General features: G+C 70.3%; 18 protein-coding genes and 1 tRNA gene. 12 read left to right on the top strand and 7 right to left on the bottom strand.

From position 1 onward, the window contains the following. The first annotated feature begins 45 nt into the window (after window positions 1-45). Both ADK64_RS12315 and ADK64_RS12310 read left to right on the top strand, forming a co-directional pair. On the top strand, window positions 46-1,305 hold the full coding sequence (locus ADK64_RS12315) for a sensor histidine kinase (protein WP_053658053.1): 1,260 nt from the start codon (window positions 46-48) through the stop codon (window positions 1,303-1,305). After that, window positions 1,302-1,982, top strand: a complete 681-nt coding sequence (locus tag ADK64_RS12310; RefSeq protein ID WP_053658051.1) for a response regulator transcription factor — start codon at window positions 1,302-1,304, stop codon at window positions 1,980-1,982. The genes ADK64_RS12315 and ADK64_RS12310 overlap by 4 nt, the downstream gene beginning before the upstream one ends. Window positions 1,983-2,064: 82 nt before the next feature. Here ADK64_RS12310 and ADK64_RS12305 read toward each other — a convergent pair whose 3' ends face one another. Then, on the bottom strand, window positions 2,065-2,748 hold the full coding sequence (locus ADK64_RS12305) for a hypothetical protein (RefSeq protein WP_053658049.1): 684 nt from the start codon (window positions 2,746-2,748) through the stop codon (window positions 2,065-2,067). 615 nt (window positions 2,749-3,363) lie between these two features. Here ADK64_RS12305 and ADK64_RS12300 point away from each other — a divergent pair. The 7 genes from ADK64_RS12300 to ADK64_RS12270 all read left to right on the top strand — a co-directional run bounded on the left by ADK64_RS12300 (window position 3,364) and on the right by ADK64_RS12270 (window position 10,290). Then, complete coding sequence (locus tag ADK64_RS12300) at window positions 3,364-3,846, top strand: CarD family transcriptional regulator (RefSeq protein ID WP_003953493.1); 483 nt, start codon at window positions 3,364-3,366, stop codon at window positions 3,844-3,846. A 291-nt stretch (window positions 3,847-4,137) separates the two neighbouring features. Next, complete coding sequence (gene ispD / locus ADK64_RS12295) at window positions 4,138-4,890, top strand: 2-C-methyl-D-erythritol 4-phosphate cytidylyltransferase (protein ID WP_053658047.1); 753 nt, start codon at window positions 4,138-4,140, stop codon at window positions 4,888-4,890. Next, a complete protein-coding gene (ispF, locus tag ADK64_RS12290) occupies window positions 4,880-5,380 on the top strand; it encodes a 2-C-methyl-D-erythritol 2,4-cyclodiphosphate synthase (RefSeq protein WP_053658045.1) in 501 nt (166 codons plus the stop codon). Before ispD ends, ispF begins: the two co-directional genes overlap by 11 nt. 238 nt (window positions 5,381-5,618) lie before the next feature. Further along, the gene (locus ADK64_RS12285) at window positions 5,619-6,023 is read left to right on the top strand and encodes a PPOX class F420-dependent oxidoreductase (RefSeq protein WP_053658044.1); all 405 of its coding nucleotides are present in this window, start codon (window positions 5,619-5,621) and stop codon (window positions 6,021-6,023) included. A gap of 59 nt (window positions 6,024-6,082) precedes the next feature. Next, the gene (gene cysS, locus ADK64_RS12280; protein WP_053658042.1) at window positions 6,083-7,486 is read left to right on the top strand and encodes a cysteine--tRNA ligase; all 1,404 of its coding nucleotides are present in this window, start codon (window positions 6,083-6,085) and stop codon (window positions 7,484-7,486) included. An 87-nt stretch (window positions 7,487-7,573) separates the two neighbouring features. Then, the gene (rlmB, locus tag ADK64_RS12275) at window positions 7,574-8,515 is read left to right on the top strand and encodes a 23S rRNA (guanosine(2251)-2'-O)-methyltransferase RlmB (protein WP_053658040.1); all 942 of its coding nucleotides are present in this window, start codon (window positions 7,574-7,576) and stop codon (window positions 8,513-8,515) included. A gap of 128 nt (window positions 8,516-8,643) precedes the next feature. Then, window positions 8,644-10,290: a DoxX family protein gene (locus ADK64_RS12270; protein ID WP_199829581.1), complete on the top strand. Its 1,647-nt coding sequence runs from the start codon at window positions 8,644-8,646 to the stop codon at window positions 10,288-10,290. Window positions 10,291-10,375: 85 nt separating this feature from the next. On the opposite strand, the gene ADK64_RS12265 is transcribed toward ADK64_RS12270, so the two are convergent. The 3 genes from ADK64_RS12265 to msiK all read right to left on the bottom strand — a co-directional run bounded on the left by ADK64_RS12265 (window position 10,376) and on the right by msiK (window position 12,976). After that, window positions 10,376-11,107, bottom strand: coding sequence for a nucleotidyltransferase family protein (locus ADK64_RS12265; RefSeq protein ID WP_053658036.1), 732 nt, complete (start codon window positions 11,105-11,107; stop codon window positions 10,376-10,378). Between the two features lie 40 nt (window positions 11,108-11,147). Beyond that, window positions 11,148-11,609: a hypothetical protein gene (locus ADK64_RS12260; RefSeq protein ID WP_053658033.1), complete on the bottom strand. Its 462-nt coding sequence runs from the start codon at window positions 11,607-11,609 to the stop codon at window positions 11,148-11,150. Between the two features lie 230 nt (window positions 11,610-11,839). Continuing rightward, on the bottom strand, window positions 11,840-12,976 hold the full coding sequence (gene msiK / locus ADK64_RS12255) for a diacetylchitobiose ABC transporter ATP-binding protein MsiK (protein WP_053658032.1): 1,137 nt from the start codon (window positions 12,974-12,976) through the stop codon (window positions 11,840-11,842). A gap of 207 nt (window positions 12,977-13,183) precedes the next feature. Here msiK and ADK64_RS12250 point away from each other — a divergent pair. Then, a tRNA-Thr gene (locus ADK64_RS12250) sits at window positions 13,184-13,257 on the top strand. 45 nt (window positions 13,258-13,302) lie between these two features. On the opposite strand, the gene ADK64_RS12245 is transcribed toward ADK64_RS12250, so the two are convergent. From ADK64_RS12245 to ADK64_RS12235, 3 genes are all read right to left on the bottom strand, one after another. Next, window positions 13,303-13,815, bottom strand: coding sequence for a tyrosine-type recombinase/integrase (locus tag ADK64_RS12245; RefSeq protein WP_053658028.1), 513 nt, complete (start codon window positions 13,813-13,815; stop codon window positions 13,303-13,305). Window positions 13,816-14,054: 239 nt separating this feature from the next. Beyond that, window positions 14,055-15,917, bottom strand: coding sequence for an APC family permease (locus ADK64_RS12240; RefSeq protein ID WP_234384548.1), 1,863 nt, complete (start codon window positions 15,915-15,917; stop codon window positions 14,055-14,057). Window positions 15,918-16,404: 487 nt separating this feature from the next. After that, window positions 16,405-16,932 (bottom strand): DUF5994 family protein, encoded by a 528-nt coding sequence (locus tag ADK64_RS12235; protein ID WP_053658020.1) that lies wholly within the window; start codon window positions 16,930-16,932, stop codon window positions 16,405-16,407. Window positions 16,933-17,211: 279 nt separating this feature from the next. On the opposite strand from ADK64_RS12235, the gene ADK64_RS12230 reads away from it, so the two are divergent. Next, window positions 17,212-17,745 carry a DUF5994 family protein gene (locus ADK64_RS12230; protein WP_053658019.1) on the top strand — a complete coding sequence of 178 codons (534 nt, stop codon included), beginning with the start codon at window positions 17,212-17,214 and terminating at the stop codon, window positions 17,743-17,745. Window positions 17,746-17,836: 91 nt separating this feature from the next. Continuing rightward, window positions 17,837-18,097, top strand: coding sequence for a hypothetical protein (locus tag ADK64_RS12225; RefSeq protein WP_053658017.1), 261 nt, complete (start codon window positions 17,837-17,839; stop codon window positions 18,095-18,097). Window positions 18,098-18,137: the final 40 nt, after the last annotated feature.

Genomic DNA, 18,137 nt, shown 5'->3' with positions numbered 1-18,137 from the left:
CCGGACGGCTGTGGGCATGTCGTACCCCCTGCTTAACCTGGATGCATGGACGTGAACGCGGCGGTCGCCGCAGCGGCAGCGATCGCCGGGGTGCTCACCGGTGTCATCGCCATGCTGGCGTTCCGCTGGAGTGAACGCGACCAGAAGCGACCGACCAGGACTTCTTTGCATACCGATCCCATACTCCCGCCGGGCGTGGACACCGTGCTGTCCGTGCTCCGCTCCTCGGCCGTCGTCCTCGACGAGGCCGACGCCGTGGTCAAGGCCAGCTCCGCCGCCTACGCCCTCGGGCTGGTGCGCGGCGGCAAGCTGGCCGTCGAACCCATGCTCCAGATGGCGCGGGACACCAGGAGAGACGGCGAGATACGCCAGGTCGAGCTGGACCTGCCCCGGCGCGGCACCGGACGGGGCGAGGCCCTCGCCGTCTCCGCCCGCGTGGCCCCGCTCGGCTCCCGCCTGGTCCTGCTGCTGGTCGAGGACCTGACCGAGGCCCGCAGGATCGAGGCCGTACGACGCGACTTCGTGGCGAACGTCAGCCATGAGCTGAAGACGCCCGTCGGCGCGCTCTCCCTGCTCTCCGAAGCGGTCATGGACGCCTCCGACGACCCCGAGGCCGTCCAGCGCTTCGCGGGCCGCATGCAGATCGAGGCGACCCGGCTGACCAACCTGGTCCAGGAACTGATCGACCTGTCGCGCGTGCAGAACGACGACCCTCTCGAAGACGCCGAGCCCGTCCGCGTGGACGAACTGGTCGCCGAGGCCATCGACCGCTGCCGCCACCAGGCCGGTACGAAGCAGATCACCATGGCCGCCGGCGGTACGGCCGATCTGCACGTCTGGGGCAACCGGGGGCAGCTGGCCGCCGCTCTCGGCAACCTCGTCGAGAACGCCGTGAACTACTCCCCGGCCCGCACCCGTGTCGGCATAGCCGCCCGTCATGTCTCCGCACCCGGCGGCGACATGATCGAACTCGCCGTCACGGACCAGGGCATCGGCATCTCCGACAAGGACAAGGACCGCATCTTCGAGCGCTTCTACCGCGTCGACCCGGCCCGCTCCCGGGCCACCGGAGGCACCGGTCTGGGTCTCGCGATCGTCAAGCACGTGGCCGCCTCGCACGGCGGGGAGGTCACGGTCTGGAGCGCCGAAGGCCAGGGCTCCACCTTCACCCTCAGACTGCCGGAGGCGGGCGTGGCCCGCGACCGCGCTGGGCAGCACCCCGACCCCGACCTCGATGACGAGGCCGGCGTTCCCACCGAGTCATCCCCGTACGAACCGCTTCCTGCCCCGGAGGTCCTTCCGTGACCCGAGTGCTCGTCGTCGAGGACGAGGAGTCCTTCTCCGACGCCCTGTCGTACATGCTCCGCAAGGAGGGCTTCGAGGTCGCCATCGCGGCCACCGGCCCCGACGGACTCGACGAGTTCGAGCGCAACGGCGCCGACCTCGTCCTCCTCGACCTGATGCTGCCGGGCCTGCCCGGCACGGAGGTCTGCCGCCAGCTGCGCGGCCGCTCCAACGTCCCCGTGATCATGGTGACGGCCAAGGACAGCGAGATCGACAAGGTCGTGGGTCTCGAAATAGGAGCCGACGACTACGTCACCAAGCCGTTCTCCTCGCGCGAGCTGGTGGCCCGTATCCGTGCCGTCCTGCGCCGCCGCGGCGAGCCGGAGGAGGTCACCCCGGCCGCGCTCGAGGCGGGCCCGGTCCGTATGGACGTCGACCGCCACGTGGTGACGGTCGCCGGCTCCAAGGTCGACCTCCCGCTCAAGGAGTTCGACCTGCTGGAGATGCTCCTGCGCAACGCCGGCCGCGTCCTGACCCGTATGCAGCTGATCGACCGCGTCTGGGGCGCCGACTACGTGGGCGACACCAAGACCCTGGACGTCCACGTCAAGCGCCTGCGCGCCAAGATCGAGCCGGACCCGGGCGCGCCGCGCTACCTGGTGACGGTCCGCGGTCTGGGCTACAAGTTCGAGCCGTAAACCGTACGGTCCCGACGGCGCACGACGAAGGGCGGCACCCCCGGCAGGGGGTGCCGCCCTCGTGCGTGGCGTGGCCCGGTGCTCAGTGCCCGGCGACCGACTGGGACGCCGAGTCGCTCGGGGTGGCGCCGCCGGTCGCGGCCCCGCTCGCGGTGGACGACGGGGTCGCCTTGTCGCCCTTGCCCTTGCCCTTGGCAGGCTTGCCGGAGGCGGTGGCGCCCGGGGCGCCGGTGGGGGTCGCCGGGGCGGACGGAATCGTGCTCGGGCCCCACTTGTCGAAGTAGCTGGTGGCCGGGACCACGAAGGCGCCGAGGCTCACGTCGCCGGTCTTGCTGAAGGTGAAGGTGATCTTCTGGACGTTGCCGTCCTTGACCGCCTCACGGCCGCTGGGCAGCTCCGCGGAGGCGTTGCCCTTGCCGCCGAGGGTCAGGGCGCCGTGCGCCGGGACGGTCAGGCTCTGGCCCTTGGCGGCGGTGAGCTTGACCGTCTCGCTGGTGCCCGGGAGCGTGATCGACTGCAGGGTCTGGTCCGTGGAACCCGCGTTGTACAGGTACCCGGAGATCACGGCCGGTCCGGTCGACTGAAGGTCGGGCTGGGTGATGACCAGGGCGTTCTGGATCTTGATGTCGCCGACGGAGGTCGCCGCGTTGTCCGGCTTGACCTCCAGTGTCTGCGAGTCGTTGCCGGCGCCACAGGCGGCGAGCGAGGCGATCGAGAAGACGATGGCGGAGGCGGCGAGGGCGCCGCGTCGAAGGCTGCTGCTCACGGCGGCGGCAACTCCTTGAACGCAGGGGCGGCCTTCTTATAAAGCCGCTCTAAGTGTCTGTCAGCGGCCTTAGGTTACCGAGCCGTTCCGGCGCCATCGCACCCGACCCTCCCCAAGCGTCCGGCTTCCCTCCGGCTGGGGGTACTACGGGGCTGTCGTCACTCCAGACACAAGTGACCCTTCAGTCACTTTGCCGAGCGCTCGTCCGTCATTCACATAACCGCGCGCAAATTTTCCGTGAAGGAATGCGCGAACCCTCGATGACCGTCCTCAAAATTGATCACCGGGCGCGCCTGTGACAGTCGTTGATCAATTCCGGATTCAAGCCGGACACGCCTCCGGAGCGCCGAACGGAGTAGCGGAAGTCGTACGCTTGGAACAGGACAAATCGGGACGTTAGGCCACTTGGAGAGGGTGCTCGGGGTGTGTGACGCACGCGTTTCGCCCCGCCCGGAGAGCCCCTCCGACCTGCGAATACCCGCTTCCGCAGGCCCCTCGCAGCACGTTCCTGTTGCTGTTGTCAAGCCCCGAGATATGCCCTGACCTGCGAAAACGCCATTCAGAAGACGCCGTATCCGTGTTACCCTGGATAGCCACGGAAGGGGTACCTGTCACATGACGTTCAAGGTTGGCGACACCGTGGTCTATCCCCATCACGGGGCCGCGCTGATCGAGGCCATCGAAACTCGCCAGATCAAAGGCGTGGACAAGACCTACTTGGTGCTGAAGGTCGCCCAGGGTGACCTGACGGTACGTGTGCCAGCGGACAATGCTGAGTTCGTGGGTGTGCGTGATGTGGTCGGTCAGGACGGGCTGGACCGGGTCTTCGAGGTGCTGCGCGCGCCGTACGCCGAGGAGCCCACGAACTGGTCGCGTCGCTACAAGGCAAACCTGGAGAAGCTCGCCTCCGGCGATGTCATCAAGGTCGCGGAAGTCGTGCGTGACCTGTGGCGTCGCGAGCGCGAGCGCGGACTGTCCGCCGGTGAGAAGCGCATGCTCGCCAAGGCCCGCCAGATCCTGGTGAGCGAGTTGGCCCTCGCGGAGAACACGAACGAGGACAAGGCCGAGGCCCTGCTCGACGAGGTGCTCGCCTCCTGACGCGTCACGGTGGCGTTCCCTCGCTTCCGGCTCGCTCAGCATGCTCAGCACAGTGAAATGCCGCGGTGCCCGATGACACTGATCCTGTCGCCGGGCGCTGCGGCATGTTCATACCCGCGCGGTCGTACGTCGGGAAACCCTTCACGAAGAAAGATCCCCCGATACTTGAGGTGCCAGGCCCGGACGGTCGGCCTCGACCAGGGTCACGGAAGGGTCCGGTCAAGGCGCCGCGCCCGGCACTCCTCCAGGCCATACCCACCTAGGTCGAGCACACAAACCTGACAGGAACCGATGTCTGACGAATCGCGCCCTTCACCTGCGCAGACCCCCGTCGCCGCCGTGATTCCCGCCGCCGGCCGGGGCGTGCGCCTCGGCCCGGGCGCCCCCAAGGCGCTGCGCGCGCTGAACGGCACGCCCATGCTCATCCACGCGGTCCGCGCACTCGCCGCGTCCCGCCATGTCTCCCTGGTCATCGTCGTCGCCCCCTCCGACGGCGCCGCCGAGGTCAAGTCCCTGCTCGACGCGCACGCCCTGCCTGAGCGCACGGACTTCCTGGTCGTGCCTGGCGGTGACACCCGGCAGGAGTCGGTGAAGCTCGGCCTGGACGCGCTTCCCCCCGAGTACGGCGTCGTCCTCGTGCACGACGCGGCCCGCCCGCTGGTCCCGGTCGACACGGTCGACGCGGTCATCGAGGCCGTACGCGCGGGCGCGCCCGCCGTCGTCCCCGCGCTTGCGCTGGCCGACACCGTCAAGGAGGTCGAGCCGGCCGCCGTGCCCGGCGACCCCGAGCCGGTCGTCGCCACCCCTGAGCGGGCCCGACTGCGCGCCGTCCAGACGCCGCAGGGCTTCGACCGTACGATCCTGGTCCGCGCGCACGAGACCGTCACCGACGACGTGACGGACGACGCGAGCATGGTCGAGCAGCTCGGCCTCGGGGTCGTGACGGTCCCCGGTCACGAGGAGGCCTTCAAGGTCACCCGCCCGCTCGACCTGGTCCTCGCCGAGGCGGTCCTGGCCCGCAGGAGGCTGAACGATGGCTTCTGAGCCGCCCTCGACGGTGCTCCCCCAGGTCGGCGTCGGCACCGACATCCACGCCTTCGAGGAGGGCCGCGAGCTGTGGTGCGCCGGCCTGAAGTGGGAGGGCGAGGGGCCGGGGCTGGCCGGGCACTCCGACGCGGACGTCGTCGCCCACGCGGCCTGCAACGCGCTGTTCTCCGCCGCCGGGCTCGGTGACCTGGGGCAGCACTTCGGCACCGGGCGCCCCGAGTGGTCCGGCGCGTCGGGCGTGACCCTGCTGACGGAGGCCGCCCGGCTGGTCCGCGCGGCGGGCTTCGTCATCGGCAACGTCGCCGTCCAGGTCGTCGGCCCCCGCCCGAAGATCGGCAAGCGCCGCGACGAGGCCCAGAAGATCCTTTCCGAGGCGGCCGGCGCCCCCGTCTCCGTCTCCGGCGCCACAACGGACGGCCTCGGCTTCCCGGGCCGCGACGAAGGCCTGATGGCAATCGCGACGGCCTTGGTGATCCGCACGTCCTGACACCGGGAGCCACCCGGCACCTGCCCGCACCGACACCGCCCCGGTGTTCGCTGCCCGGCCTCGGCCTGATCCGGTACTGGCCCGGGGCTTGCCGTCCGGCCACCGGCCGTACCGACGTCGGCCCGGAGCTCGAAGTGTGCTGGAGGCCATCGGGGTTCCTGGTGCGGGGGCGCCGGGGGCGTGCGAGGGTACGGGAGAGTCCCGAGTCACCGTTGACCATGGTTCGCCGGAGGTAGCGATGTCCGTCCCTCTGCCCGACGCGCTCAAGTCCAAGCTCGACGAGCCGGTGTTCGTCGTCGTCGGCACCGTCCAGCCCGACGGCAGCCCGCAGATGTCCCCGGTCTGGGTGAAGCGGGACGGCGACGACATCGTCTTCTCCACGACGGTCGACCGCCGCAAGTGCAAGAACCTGACCCGCGACCCCCGGGTGACAGTCCTCCTCCAGCCCTTCGACACGCCCTACCTGTACGCAGAGATCCGCGGCACCGCCGAACTGACCACCGAGGGCGGCCATGAACTCATCGACGAACTGAGCCTGAAGTACACGGGCAAGAAGTACGCGGAGTTCAACCCGGCCTCCGCCGGCGACGCCCAGCGCGTGGTCGTACGGATCCGGCCGCAGAAGATCGTCGGGGGGATCTGAGGTCCCGGCATCGCGGGGAAGGGCGTGAGGCACTGTCCTGCGCCCACTACCCTGGAGTGGTGACTATTCGCCTGTACGACACCAGCGCCCGGCAGATCCGTGACTTCACCCCGCTCGTGCCGGGTTGTGTCTCGATCTACCTGTGTGGCGCCACGGTGCAGGCGGCACCGCATATCGGTCACATCCGGTCGGGGCTCAACTTCGACATCATGCGCCGCTGGTTCGCGTACCGCGGCTACGAGGTGACGTTCGTCCGCAACGTCACGGACATCGACGACAAGATCATCGCCAAGGCGGGTGAGCAGGGCCGTCCGTGGTGGGCGATCGGGTACCAGAACGAGCGTGCCTTCAACGAGGGCTACACCGCTCTGGGCTGCCTGGCGCCGACGTACGAACCGCGTGCCACCGGCCACATCACCGAGATGATCGAGATGATGCAGCGCCTGATCGAGCGCGGTCACGCCTACGCGGCCGACGGAAACGTGTACTTCGACGTCCGGTCCTTCCCGCACTATCTGGAACTGTCCCGTCAGGAGCTGGACAACCTGCTGCAGCCCTCCGGGGAGGGGGAGACCGGTAAGCGGGACGCGCGGGACTTCGCCATGTGGAAGGCCGCCAAGCCGGGTGAGCCGTCCTGGCCGACTCCGTGGGGCCCCGGCCGTCCGGGCTGGCATCTGGAGTGCTCGGCGATGGCGCACAAGTACCTGGGCAGTGCCTTCGACATCCACGGCGGCGGGCTGGACCTGATCTTCCCGCACCATGAGAACGAGATCGCGCAGGCCAGGGCCTACGGTGACGACTTCGCCCGGTACTGGGTGCACAATGCCTGGGTCACCATGGCCGGGGACAAGATGTCGAAGTCGCTGGGCAACAGTGTGCTGGTCAGCGAGATGGTCAAGGTGTGGCGTCCGATCGTGCTGCGCTACTACCTGGGTTCCCCGCACTACCGCTCGATGATCGAGTACAGCGAGGAGTCGCTGCGCGAGGCCGCGTCGGCGTTCGCGCGGATCGAGGGCTTCGTGCAGCGTGTGGTGGAGAAGGCCGGGGCGGTGGTCGAGCCGGCCGCCGAGGTCCCGCCGGCCTTCGCCGAGGCGATGGACGACGACCTGGGCGTTCCGCAGGCCCTCGCCATCGTGCACACCACCGTCCGGCAGGGCAACAGCGCGCTGGCCGCCGACGACAAGGAAGCGGCCGTGGCCCGGCTCGCCGAGGTACGGGCCATGCTCGGCGTCCTCGGTCTCGACCCGCTGGACGCGTTCTGGGCCGGCGAGGACGCGGGCCGCAGCGAAGACCTGCACGGCGTCGTGGACAGCCTGGTGCGGCTCGTCCTGGACCAGCGTGAGTCGGCCCGCGCCCGCAAGGACTGGGCCACCGCCGATGCCGTCCGCGACCAGCTCGGCCAGTCCGGCCTCGTCATCGAGGACAGCCCCCAGGGCCCCCGCTGGTCACTCGGCCCGCGCTGACCCCCGCTTGATCGACTGTGCCGCCCGGCCGTCCGGGCGGCACACTGCATAAGACGTACGTACGAAGCTCACGGAGACGAGTAACTCATGGCCGCGAACAACCGCCGCATGTCCGGCAAGAAGGGCGCGCAGGTCGGCTCCGGCGGCCAGCGGCGCCGTGGCCTGGAGGGCAAGGGTCCGACCCCGCCCGCCGAGATGCGCAAGGGCCACAAGAAGAACCGCATCGCCAACGCCAAGGCCAAGCAGACCGCGCGCCGTCCCGTGGCCCGGGGCCGGGGCGGCAAGTCGGCCTCCGAGCTGGTCGTCGGCCGTAACCCGGTGGTCGAGGCGCTGCGCGAGGGCGTGCCCGCGAACACGCTCTACGTCCAGCAGTTCATCGACAACGACGAGCGCGTCCGCGAGGCCCTCCAGCTCGCCGCCGAGCGCGGCGGCATCAACCTGATGGAGGCCCCGCGCCCCGAGCTGGACCGCATGACGAACGGCCTCAACCACCAGGGCCTCGTCCTGCAGGTCCCGCCGTACGAGTACGCGCACCCCGAGGACCTCGCCGCCGCGGCCTACGACGAGGGCGCGGACCCGCTGATCGTCGCCCTGGACGGGGTCACCGACCCGCGCAACCTCGGCGCCGTCGTCCGCTCCGTCTCCGCCTTCGGCGGCCACGGCGTCGTCGTGCCCGAGCGCCGCTCGGCCGGTATGACGGCGGGCGCCTGGAAGACCTCCGCCGGCACGGCCGCCCGCACCCCGGTCGCCCGCGCCACCAACCTCACCCGCGCCCTGGAGGCGTACAAGAAGGCCGGCATCACGGTCGTGGGCCTGGCGGCGGACGGCGAGGCGGAACTCGGCGACGTGGCGGCCCTCGGGGGCCCGGTCGTCATCGTCGTCGGCAGCGAGGGCAAGGGCCTGTCCCGGCTGGTCGGCGAGACGTGCGACGTGCGGGTCCGCATCCCCATGCCGGGTGGCGCGGAGTCGCTCAACGCCGGTGTGGCGGCCGGCATCGTGCTGTACGAGGCGGCGCGCAGGCGCGTCTGAACGGCCGTTCGGATTCTCATCCCTTCGGGGTGGTTCCGGCGTCCGTACGGTGTTCCGGGCCGCTTTGACGGGGTCCGGACACATCCGGCCGGTCAAAGACGTGTCCTAACTCCGCGTCACTCGGTTAGATGAGTGTGGACACCAGAACACCCCGCACACCCACGGGGGACCGCTCATCGGGATTCCAGGCCGGACTCGACGACGCTCCCGCGCTGAGCATGGTGAAGGTGCCGAGCGATCCGGCGCAGGTCATCGTCGCTCACGCCAGCTTCCGCGTGCAGCTGGGCGCCTCGGCGAAGCGCACCCAATCCCCGCGGATCGCCCGGCATCTGAGCGCACAGGACCCCGCCCGGATGCCCGTCGTGGGCACGGCCGGCCGCCGCCGCCCCGTCGTGTGGAGCGGCAAGTCCGCCCCCGACGACACCGGCGCCCACCGACTCCTCCAGGCCGTACGGGGCAGCGTCCGCCAGGCCGAGGAGCCCGAGGGCGGCGCCACCCAGGTCATCCCGCGCGTCGAGCCCGGCTACGGCGACGACTACGACGCGCTCGACCAGACCGTCGAGACCCCCGTCGTGGGCCACCAGCGCACCGCCTCCGAAGCCGACGGCACCCGCCTGCTGCCGCACATGCGCACGGTCGGCGGCGCCTACGACGAACCCCCCTACACGGAAGCCGACTTCGACCGCCGCGACGGCTACGGCGACTACGACGGCTACCGGGACCCCAGCGCTCCCGACGACACCGAGCGCCCCCTCAAGCGCCAGGGCGACGACCCGGCCCGGCACGCCTACTACCCCGGCCGCCGTATGAACCTCGGCGTCGTCCTGCTCCCCCTGCGCATCTTCCTCGGCTTCATCTCCATCTACGCCGGCATGGGCAAGCTGTGCGACCCCGTCTACTTCGACGGCGGCAAGCGCGGCTCGATGGTCAAGTGGCTCAACACCCTGCACCCGTGGGACGTGGCCGAGCCGCTGCGCCAGTTCGCCCTGCACCACCCGGTCGGCGCCGGCCTGGTCATCGCCTTCCTCCAGGTGGTCGTCGGCGTCCTGACGATCCTCGGCTGCTGGCAGCGCGTGGCCGCGGTCGTCGGCGCCCTGCTCTCCGCCGCCCTGATCGTCACGGTCAGCTGGAAGACCGTCCCCGCCTACGACGCCCCCGACATCATCTACCTCGCCGCCTGGTCCCCGCTGATCATCGCCGGTGCCCCCGTCTACTCCGTGGACGGCCGCCTCGCCGCCGGTGCCTGGCGCCGTCTCGGCCCCCGTGCGGACATCTGGGAGCTGCGCCAGTACGTCCTGCGCCGTGGCGCGCTGATCACGGTGATCACCGTCGGAGTGACCCTGCTCGTCGGCTCCATGCTCGGCGGCGCCGTACGCGACTCCAGCCGCGTGGTCGTCCCCGGCCCGGGCGAGGCCCCCCGCAACAACCTCCCCGGCTCCGCGCTCCCCCAGGAACCGGGCACGCGACACCGCACGGCACCGTCGGCCTCCACGGCCCCCACGGGCGGCGCCACGGCCGGCGCGAGCCCGTCCGGCGCGGCGACGACGCCGGGCGCCACGCACACCGTCGGCGGTACGACCACGACGCCCAGCCAGACCCAGGGCGCCACGGGCCAGATCCCGCCCCGCCACTCGTCCCCGACGGGCGGCTCCCCGACCACGACAGCGGGCCCGACCAGCACCGGCGGCCCGTCCTCGACGGGCGGCACCGGCAGCTCGGACGGCGGCTCCTCGTCCTCGGGCCAGCCGGGCCTGGTGGGCGGACTGCTCGGATAGCGCGTACGAGAAGCAGCGAAGGGCCCCGCATCACGAAGATGCGGGGCCCTTCGGGCTGGTTGGGCCGGGAGCGGGGTGACCGTGCCTACCGCCCCAAGGCCGCCAGTTCCTTGGCCGCCTCGGTCAGATCCTTGGCCGTGTCGATGGCCCGCCAGTAGGCCCCCTGCGGAATGGGGAACCCGAAGAGCTTCTGCTCCCGGGCCAGCCGGGGGAACGTGGTCCGCTCGTGGTCCCCCCGCTCGGGCAGCGACGCCGCGAACTCCGGCGAGAACACGTACACACCCGCGTTGATCTCGAACGTCGACGGCGGAGCCTCGATGAAGTCGGTGATGTGCCCGAACCCGTCGGTCTTCACCGCGCCCCACGGGATACGCGGCCGCGCCAGCGCCAGGGTGGCGACGGCGTCCCGCTCGGTGTGGAAGTCGGCCATGTCCCGCAGGGAGAAGCGGGTCCAGATGTCGCCGTTGGTGGCGTACCACGGCCGGTCGGGACGGGGCAGATGCGCGGCGGCGTACTTGAGGCCGCCGCCGCGGCCGAGGGGCTCGGTCTCCACGACGGTGGTGACGGAGACCGGCAGGTCGGCGGAGTCCAGCCACTTCTCCAGGACTTCGGCGAGGTGGCCGCAGGAGACCACCACGTCCGTCACGCCTTCCTCGGCGAGCCAGGTCAGCTGATGGCCGATGATCGGGGTGCCCGTGCCGGGAATCTCGACCATCGGCTTGGGCCGGTCGTCGGTGTACGGACGCAGCCGGGAGCCCTGGCCACCGGCCAGGACCACGGCTTGGGTGGGGCGCGACTCGGCGTTGGGATGGGTCATGCCCGCACTGTACGTGCCGCCCCGCCCGGGCCGGCCACCCTCAGCTGTGCGCGGCGAGCACGCCCGAGGCGAACGCCGTGTCGCACACCGGTCGGGCGTAGGACTGGGCGCGCGGGGCGCCGTAGATCCGCACCGCGGCCTTGCCCAGGGCGCGGGCGATGGAGGAGCAGTGCCGGGCCAGTGACGGGTGTTCGTTGACGGCCTGCTGGAGGTTGGTGAGGACCACCCCCGGGTTCTCGTCCTGCAGCTCGCCCATCAGCCGGTCGCGGAGCGCGTCCTGTGGGGCTTCGGGGACCGCCTTGGAGGAGACCGCCGCCGAGGTGACGTCCGAGGCGGCCAGCGCCGAGCCGGAGGGGCTCCCGGTCCAGTTGACCCGGGTGACCGCGAGGGTTCCGGACAGCACCAGGACGACAGGCAGGACAAGGGCGAGGGTGCGGCCGATCCGGCGGGCAGGGCCGCCCCGGTGGCCGCGTCGCGTCTGAGGAGTGGTGGAGTGCTTCACGCGTGTGAGGGTAGCGCCCGGTGATGATTTGGCGACATTGCGTCACTCTTATGGGGGATGAGGAAGCGCCGTTTTCGGGGTAGAGGGTTGACGCCGTCCACCCGAAATGATCGCTGTGCCGGGGTATATCCGAGGTGCGACCACACGTACATCCCGGTACGAAGAGGGCCCCGCGGCGGTCCGCGGGGCCCTCTTCGTCAACCTCTGCGCGAACGCGCAGCTCAGTCCGCTCAGTCGGAGAGCCGCTCGCCCGTGGACGTGGAGAACACGTGGATCTCGCCCGGCCGCGGCACGACGTGCACCGTGGCGCCCTTCTCCGGCACGGCGCGGCTGCTGACGCGAACCACGAGGTCCTTCGTCTCGCCGCCGACCTCGACGGTGCCGTAGACGTAGCCGTCGGCGCCGGTCTCCTCGACCACGTTTACCGACACGGCGAGGCCGGCCGGGGCGTCGGCGCTGTCCTTGCTCAGGGAGGCCGCCGCGCCGCTGTCGTGCTCGACGACGTCGAAGTGCTCGGGGCGCACACCCACGGTCACGGTCTGGTCGCCCTTGTCGGTGGCGGCCTTCAGGGCCTCCCGGTTGACGGGGACGACGCTGTTGCCGAACTTCACGCCGCCGTCGGTGACCGGGACCTCGATCAGGTTCATGGCGGGGGAGCCGATGAAGCCGGCGACGAAGAGGTTCGCGGGCTTGTCGTACATGTTGCGCGGCGAGTCGACCTGCTGGAGCAGACCGTCCTTCAGTACGGCGACCCGGTCGCCCATCGTCATGGCCTCGACCTGGTCGTGGGTGACGTAGACGGTGGTGATGCCGAGCCGGCGCTGCAGCGACGCGATCTGTGTACGGGTGCTCACACGGAGCTTGGCGTCCAGGTTGGACAGCGGCTCGTCCATGAGGAAGACCTGCGGCTCGCGGACGATCGCGCGGCCCATCGCGACACGCTGGCGCTGACCGCCGGAGAGGGCCTTCGGCTTGCGGTCGAGGTACTCGGTGAGGTCGAGGATCTTCGCGGCCTCCTCGACCTTCTGCCGGATCTCCGCCTTGTTGACGCCCGCGATCTTCAGGGCGAAGCCCATGTTGTCGGCGACCGTCATGTGCGGGTACAGGGCGTAGTTCTGGAACACCATGGCGATGTCCCGGTCCTTGGGCGGCAGGTGCGTGACGTCGCGGTCACCGATGCGGATGGCGCCGCCGTTGACGTCCTCCAGGCCCGCGAGCATCCGCAGCGAGGTGGACTTTCCGCAACCGGACGGGCCGACCAGGACGAGGAACTCGCCGTCCTCGATCGCGATGTCGAGACCGTCGACGGCGGGCTTGGTGGAACCCGGGTAGATCCGGGTCGCCTTGTCGAACGTGACAGTGGCCATGGTGAATGGGCCCCCTTCTACCGGCAGGAACGTGCCGGACGATCCGTTGTAGGAAGGTGGTTGGTGTAGTCCACACGAGTGAACTGGCTCAGGACCGTACCTGGCGTTCACTCGGTCTGTCAGTACCCGGGCGCCGGTGAACTTCGCGGAAATTTTCGACAGGAGGCGGCTCGGACGTGGGTACACTGCACGGGCGCCCATGCGCAGGCCTCCTTAGCTCAGCTGGTCAGAGCGCCGCTCTTGTAAAGCGAAGGTCGTCGGTTCGAATCCGACAGGGGGCTCTGGAAAACCAGCTCTGACCTGGTGTTTCTCCCAGGCGAGACGCTCTATTCGGCCTCGGACTCCGCGTCCGGGGCCGTTTGCGTGAGCGGTGCGTGAGCGGATGCGCCGCCACGGCCCGGCTGGCCGACGGATCGCTCGGCATCCGCCGGCATCTCCTCGGTGCCGGATTTCCCGCCGTCAGCCGCCCCTCGCTCGGCTTCGGGCTTCTCGGCATCACCCGCTCGGCGGGCGCGCGGTACGAGCCGCGCTGCGGCCTCGGCGATCGCCAGATCCGCCTCGGGCAGCAGGCTCGTGTACGTGTCGGCCGTGATGGCGATCGAGGAGTGGCCGAGCATCTCCTGGATGTCCTTCAGATCGGCCCCGGCCGCGTGGGCCAACGTCGCCGCGCCGTGGCGCAGGTCGTGGAGCCGGATCGGCGGGAGACCGATCTCCTCGTACAGCTCCATGAAACGCCGGGTGACGTTGGCAGGGTGGAGCATCTCGCCGTTCTCCTGGGTGAAGACGCGGCCGGTCTCCACCCAGGCGCTCTCCCACTCCTCGCGGTATCGGCGTCGCATAACTGCCGACCTCCTGGTCGGCAGCCCTGCATACGTGATCAATGCCGGGACGGCAACCCCCATTCCTGCGAGACGGTGTCGGACAAGAGGCAGGTACATTGCCCCCGTTCGCCTGAGCCGAGGGGCTCAGACAATCGGGTCGGGCACACCCTCGCTGTGAGCCCGATCCGCGCTTTTACACCCCCGCCACTTCATGCCTTCCGGTCCTCGCAACCACAGACACAGCCACGGGGAGGTGGCTACACATGGAAGGGGACGGTGGTGATGACGATCTTCGGCAGTGGGCGCAGGGCGTGCCGCAGCCGCGGGGCGATCCTGCTGTGCAGCAGGCGGTAGCGCCGGCGCATGGTGACGATCTCCGGCACGATGACCGTCAAGGTGAGGTCCGGGCGCTTCGCGTGCAGGGCTTCGATGTAGTGGACCAGTGGTGCGACGATCGCGCGGTAGGGGGAGACCACGACTTCCAGCGGGAGGTGGTCGCCCCACAGGGTCCAGTACTGGCGGAAGCGTTCGGCCTCGTCCTCTTCGGGGCTGACGTGGAGGGCGAGTACGGGCTGGTGGAGCGAGGCGGCGTAGGCCAGTGCACGCATGCCGGCCAGGTCCATGGTCGCGATGGGGACGACCGAGAGGTGGCGGATCTCCTGGGGTGTCTCCTCGTCCTCTTCTTCCGTCCGGGCGTCGGGAAGTGCCGCGGGGAACTGCGGAGTTGTCGCCGCGGGCGGTGCCGCGTCGGGGCCGGGGTGTACGGGGATGGCGGGGGCGGGCAACTCGATGGCGTGCGGGTGCAGACGCAGCGCCTTGCCGACGGTCTCGTAGTGGTGCCGGATGCGCATCGTCACCACGAGGAACAGTCCGACGGCGAGCACGGCGACCCATGCGCCCTCGGTGAACTTGGTGAGGCCGGCGGTGAGGAAGACGACGGCCGACAGCAGGGCGCCGGTGGCGTTGAAGAACAGGCTCTTGCGCCAGTGGCGGTCACGCAGGCGCCACCAGTGGACCACCATTCCGGCCTGGGACAGGGTGAAGGCCAGGAAGACGCCGACGGCGTAGAGCGGGATCAGGGATGCGGTCGTGCCGTTGAAGGCCACGTAGACCAACGTCGCCGCGATCGTCAGCAGAATGATCCCGTTGCTGAAGGCGAGGCGGTCGCCCAGGCGCAGAAAGATCTGTGGGGCGTGTCGGTCGCGGGCGAGCAGGAACAGCACGCGGGGGAAGTCGTTGTAGGCGGTGTTCGCCGCGAGCAGCAGGACCGCGGCCGTGGCGGCCTGTGTGAGGACGTACAGCGGTCCGGAGCCGAAGCTGTGGTGGGCGAGTTGGGAGAGGACCGTCTCCTGGGTGCTGGGGACGACGCCGTCGAGTCGGACCATGGCGATGGTGCCGGCGAACAGCGTGATGAGCAGGCCGATCATCCAGGTCAGCGTGGTGCGGGCGTTGCGCCACTCCACGGGCTTGAATGCCGGCACCGCGTTGGAGATCGCCTCGATACCGGTCATCGCCGTGGACCCGGAAGCGAAGGCGCGCATCACGAGCAGGACGCCGACGCTCTCCGTGGCGTTCAGGTGCGGAGCCGCAGTGGGGTGGAAACCGCGGCCGGCGGCGTCGACGAGGCCCACGGTGACGAGCGCGAACACCGCGACGACGAAAGCGTAGGTCGGCGCGGCGAACAGCGCGCCGGCCTGCCGGATGCCCCGCAGGTTCCCGGCGAGCAGCAGGGCGATCACACCGACGCCGATCGGGACGGCGTCGGTGGCGAGCGAGGGAACCGCCGAGGTGATCGCCGCCACCCCGGAGGCGATCGACACGGCGACCGTGAGGATGTAATCGGTCATCAGGCCGGCGGCGGCGATCAGTCCGGGCACGCGGCCCAGATTGTCGCTGGCGACGATGTACGAGCCGCCGCCGTGCGGATACGCGCGGATGGTCTGGCGGTACGACACCCCCACCGTCAGCATCAGGAAGGCGATCGTGGCGGCGATCGGCACGGAGTAGGCCAGTCCCGCCGCGCCGCCGAGTACGAGGACGGCGAGCATGGCCTCGGGCCCGTAGGCGACCGAGGAGAGTGCGTCGGCGGACAGGACGGGCAGCGCCACCAGCTTGCGCATCCGCTCCTGCGCGATTGCCGTGCTCTTCAGGGCGGCCCCCAGGACGACGCGGCGCACGTGGTAGCCGAAGCGGCCCAGTCGGCCGGGCGGCAGCTCCCCCGCGGCCTCGCCGGGGGCGGGCGGTTGCCCGCCGAGAGGCGAGACGCTGACCAGACGCCCCCACCCGACGGGCTGGATCTCCGCGGGGGACGGGAAACGGCCCAGATCGGAATCCACGGGCAGCGCCCGGTGCCACGCCTCAGGAGTCGACACCCGCCCCCATTCACGCCCCACCCGGCGCAGCAGCCCCAACTGCTCCTCGTCGAGCCCCGGCAAGGCGGCCGAAGGGCTCAGCACACCGGAGTCCCGGCCCTCTCCACCGCCATCACTCTGCACATGCGACACGTGACGTAGTGTCACCTATTGGTGTCCGTCGAAGCCGCACCTTCGGGGCGATCTGAATCCCTGTCGTCAAAGCGCCTCGACGTCTCGCTGGCTCCCTCACGGCTCACCGCTCACCGGGTTCACGGTCCGTCCGAGGCTCTTCCGTGGGAACCGGGGGTGCCCGATGGGTACCGGTGTCGATGAGGATCTTCTCGGCCTGGGTGACGTTGCCGGCCGCGACGGCGCTGGCCATGGCGGTGCGGGCCGCTTCAGGCGTCGCGTGCGGCGGGACCACCAGCAGGGAGAAGTGGTCCTGGTCGCCTCGGGTGATGAGGATGGTGTCGTCGCCGACCGGGAAGGAGTCGATGTGCACGACCCGGTCGTCGATGATCAGCCGGGTCGGCAGTTCCTCCCAGGCGTCGGTGTCCAGTCCGACGCGCAGGACGGGGCCGAGGTGCTCGGTCAGCGCGGCGATCAGGCCGGGGAGCTCGGCGCCGATGTCGCGGGAACGCGGCCACCACGCGCCGTCGAGAACCTGCTCGCGGGTCTGCGTGGTCATCAGTCTCAAGAGGGCCGTCCCGGGCCTGACGGCCTGGTGCACCGCCTCCGGAAGAACCCCCGGAGGGACTCGCGAAGCGTCGGATTCGGCCATGGGCGTTCGCCCGCCTTCCAGAGCGGTGCGTCCGCCCGGCGAGGCGACCTCCTCACTTCACCGTACTCCGCGAGCCAGGGCACGGACGCGCCCCGCGGCGCCGGCGCCGATCCGCTTTCGCCAGGAAAGTCCCTGGCGAAAGCGCCTTCACGGACTACCGGCCGGAGTAGAGTGAAGAGACCGGGAGTACTTCGCGCACCGGCTCCCACGTCGGCGTCGTTCTCGGCGAGCAACAACACCGGGACATTCGACGACGAGTCCCGGGGACAGGTCCGCGCCATGACCGCGACCATTGACCGCATCATCATCAGCGAGCGCGCACCTTCACTGCCGGCCCGCCTCTCCTTCACTCCGGCAGGATCACCTCCGGGGCTCCTGGACGGTGCCTGGTGGCCCCGCTCTCGCGATCTCTTCCGCGAACTTCCCGCACTGACGAAGGTGTTGGACGCGCGCTGGGGCCGGATCACGCATGTCACGGTGAACCCGACCTACTGGCCCGTGGTGCCGCGCAAAGTGCCGGTGGCCGGGCACACCGTGCATGTGGGCTGGTTCGCCGAGGAGCAGGATCCGAACAAGCTGATCCTCCTCTCCTACACCGCGGGCCGCTGGGACCTGCTGGTGATCCCGCCGGAGAGCGATCCGGCCGCCGCCGCCCGGCTGATGTCCGCCGCAGCCACCCCCGGCGGCCTGCTGACCGCCAGCGCCCTCATGGCGAGCGAGCACACCACCCATGACGCACAGGAGACGCTGTGGCGGGAAGAAGACTGGGAGACCGACGGCGGAGCCGTCTCGGCAAACGGGGGCCGCGCATGACACCGACCTTTTTCTGACCGGGGGCGGTTATGACGCACGGCATCACACCCACCGACACGTCATCCTGCCGTCCCACGCAAGCGAGGTCACCATGAAGTCCCCGGAACTCCCCTCGGCCGGGCGCGCCGACGTACGCATCGTCGCCGCGTCCCCCGAAGCCGCCCGTCAGGTCGGAGAAGCCCTCCGATGTCGCTTCGCCGCCACCGAACAGCGCAGCTACCCCGTCGACGACTCGGGCGGAACCCGCCTCCACCTCACCATCGACACCACCCGCACACCGGAGCCGGCGCAGCCCTGGCTGGTATCCAGCCGATCCTCCGGGGACGCCCGCACACAGGCGGACGAAATCTGAAGCGAAGGCCCGCAGGCTCCGAGTCCGGCGCTGGCACGAG

The sequence above is a fragment of the Streptomyces sp. MMG1121 genome (assembly GCF_001280015.1).
Classification (GTDB): domain Bacteria; phylum Actinomycetota; class Actinomycetes; order Streptomycetales; family Streptomycetaceae; genus Streptomyces.
Note: the sequence above shows the minus strand (reverse complement) of the source record. Positions and strands in the feature narration are given on the sequence as shown.

Excerpts from the sequence above, each read along its gene's own strand:
- ADK64_RS12315 (WP_053658053.1), top strand. The coding sequence starts at position 46 with ATGGACGTGAACGCGGCGGTCGCCGCAGCGGCAGCGATCGCCGGGGTG.
- ADK64_RS12300 (WP_003953493.1), top strand. The coding sequence starts at position 3,364 with ATGACGTTCAAGGTTGGCGACACCGTGGTCTATCCCCATCACGGGGCC.
- ispD (WP_053658047.1), top strand. The coding sequence starts at position 4,138 with ATGTCTGACGAATCGCGCCCTTCACCTGCGCAGACCCCCGTCGCCGCC.
- ispF (WP_053658045.1), top strand. The coding sequence starts at position 4,880 with ATGGCTTCTGAGCCGCCCTCGACGGTGCTCCCCCAGGTCGGCGTCGGC.
- ADK64_RS12285 (WP_053658044.1), top strand. The coding sequence starts at position 5,619 with ATGTCCGTCCCTCTGCCCGACGCGCTCAAGTCCAAGCTCGACGAGCCG.
- rlmB (WP_053658040.1), top strand. The coding sequence starts at position 7,574 with ATGGCCGCGAACAACCGCCGCATGTCCGGCAAGAAGGGCGCGCAGGTC.
- ADK64_RS12270 (WP_199829581.1), top strand. The coding sequence starts at position 8,644 with ATGAGTGTGGACACCAGAACACCCCGCACACCCACGGGGGACCGCTCA.
- ADK64_RS12265 (WP_053658036.1), bottom strand. The coding sequence starts at position 11,107 with ATGACCCATCCCAACGCCGAGTCGCGCCCCACCCAAGCCGTGGTCCTG.
- msiK (WP_053658032.1), bottom strand. The coding sequence starts at position 12,976 with ATGGCCACTGTCACGTTCGACAAGGCGACCCGGATCTACCCGGGTTCC.
- ADK64_RS12245 (WP_053658028.1), bottom strand. The coding sequence starts at position 13,815 with ATGCGACGCCGATACCGCGAGGAGTGGGAGAGCGCCTGGGTGGAGACC.
- ADK64_RS12240 (WP_234384548.1), bottom strand. The coding sequence starts at position 15,917 with ATGCGCAAGCTGGTGGCGCTGCCCGTCCTGTCCGCCGACGCACTCTCC.
- ADK64_RS12235 (WP_053658020.1), bottom strand. The coding sequence starts at position 16,932 with ATGGCCGAATCCGACGCTTCGCGAGTCCCTCCGGGGGTTCTTCCGGAG.
- ADK64_RS12230 (WP_053658019.1), top strand. The coding sequence starts at position 17,212 with ATGACCGCGACCATTGACCGCATCATCATCAGCGAGCGCGCACCTTCA.
- ADK64_RS12225 (WP_053658017.1), top strand. The coding sequence starts at position 17,837 with ATGAAGTCCCCGGAACTCCCCTCGGCCGGGCGCGCCGACGTACGCATC.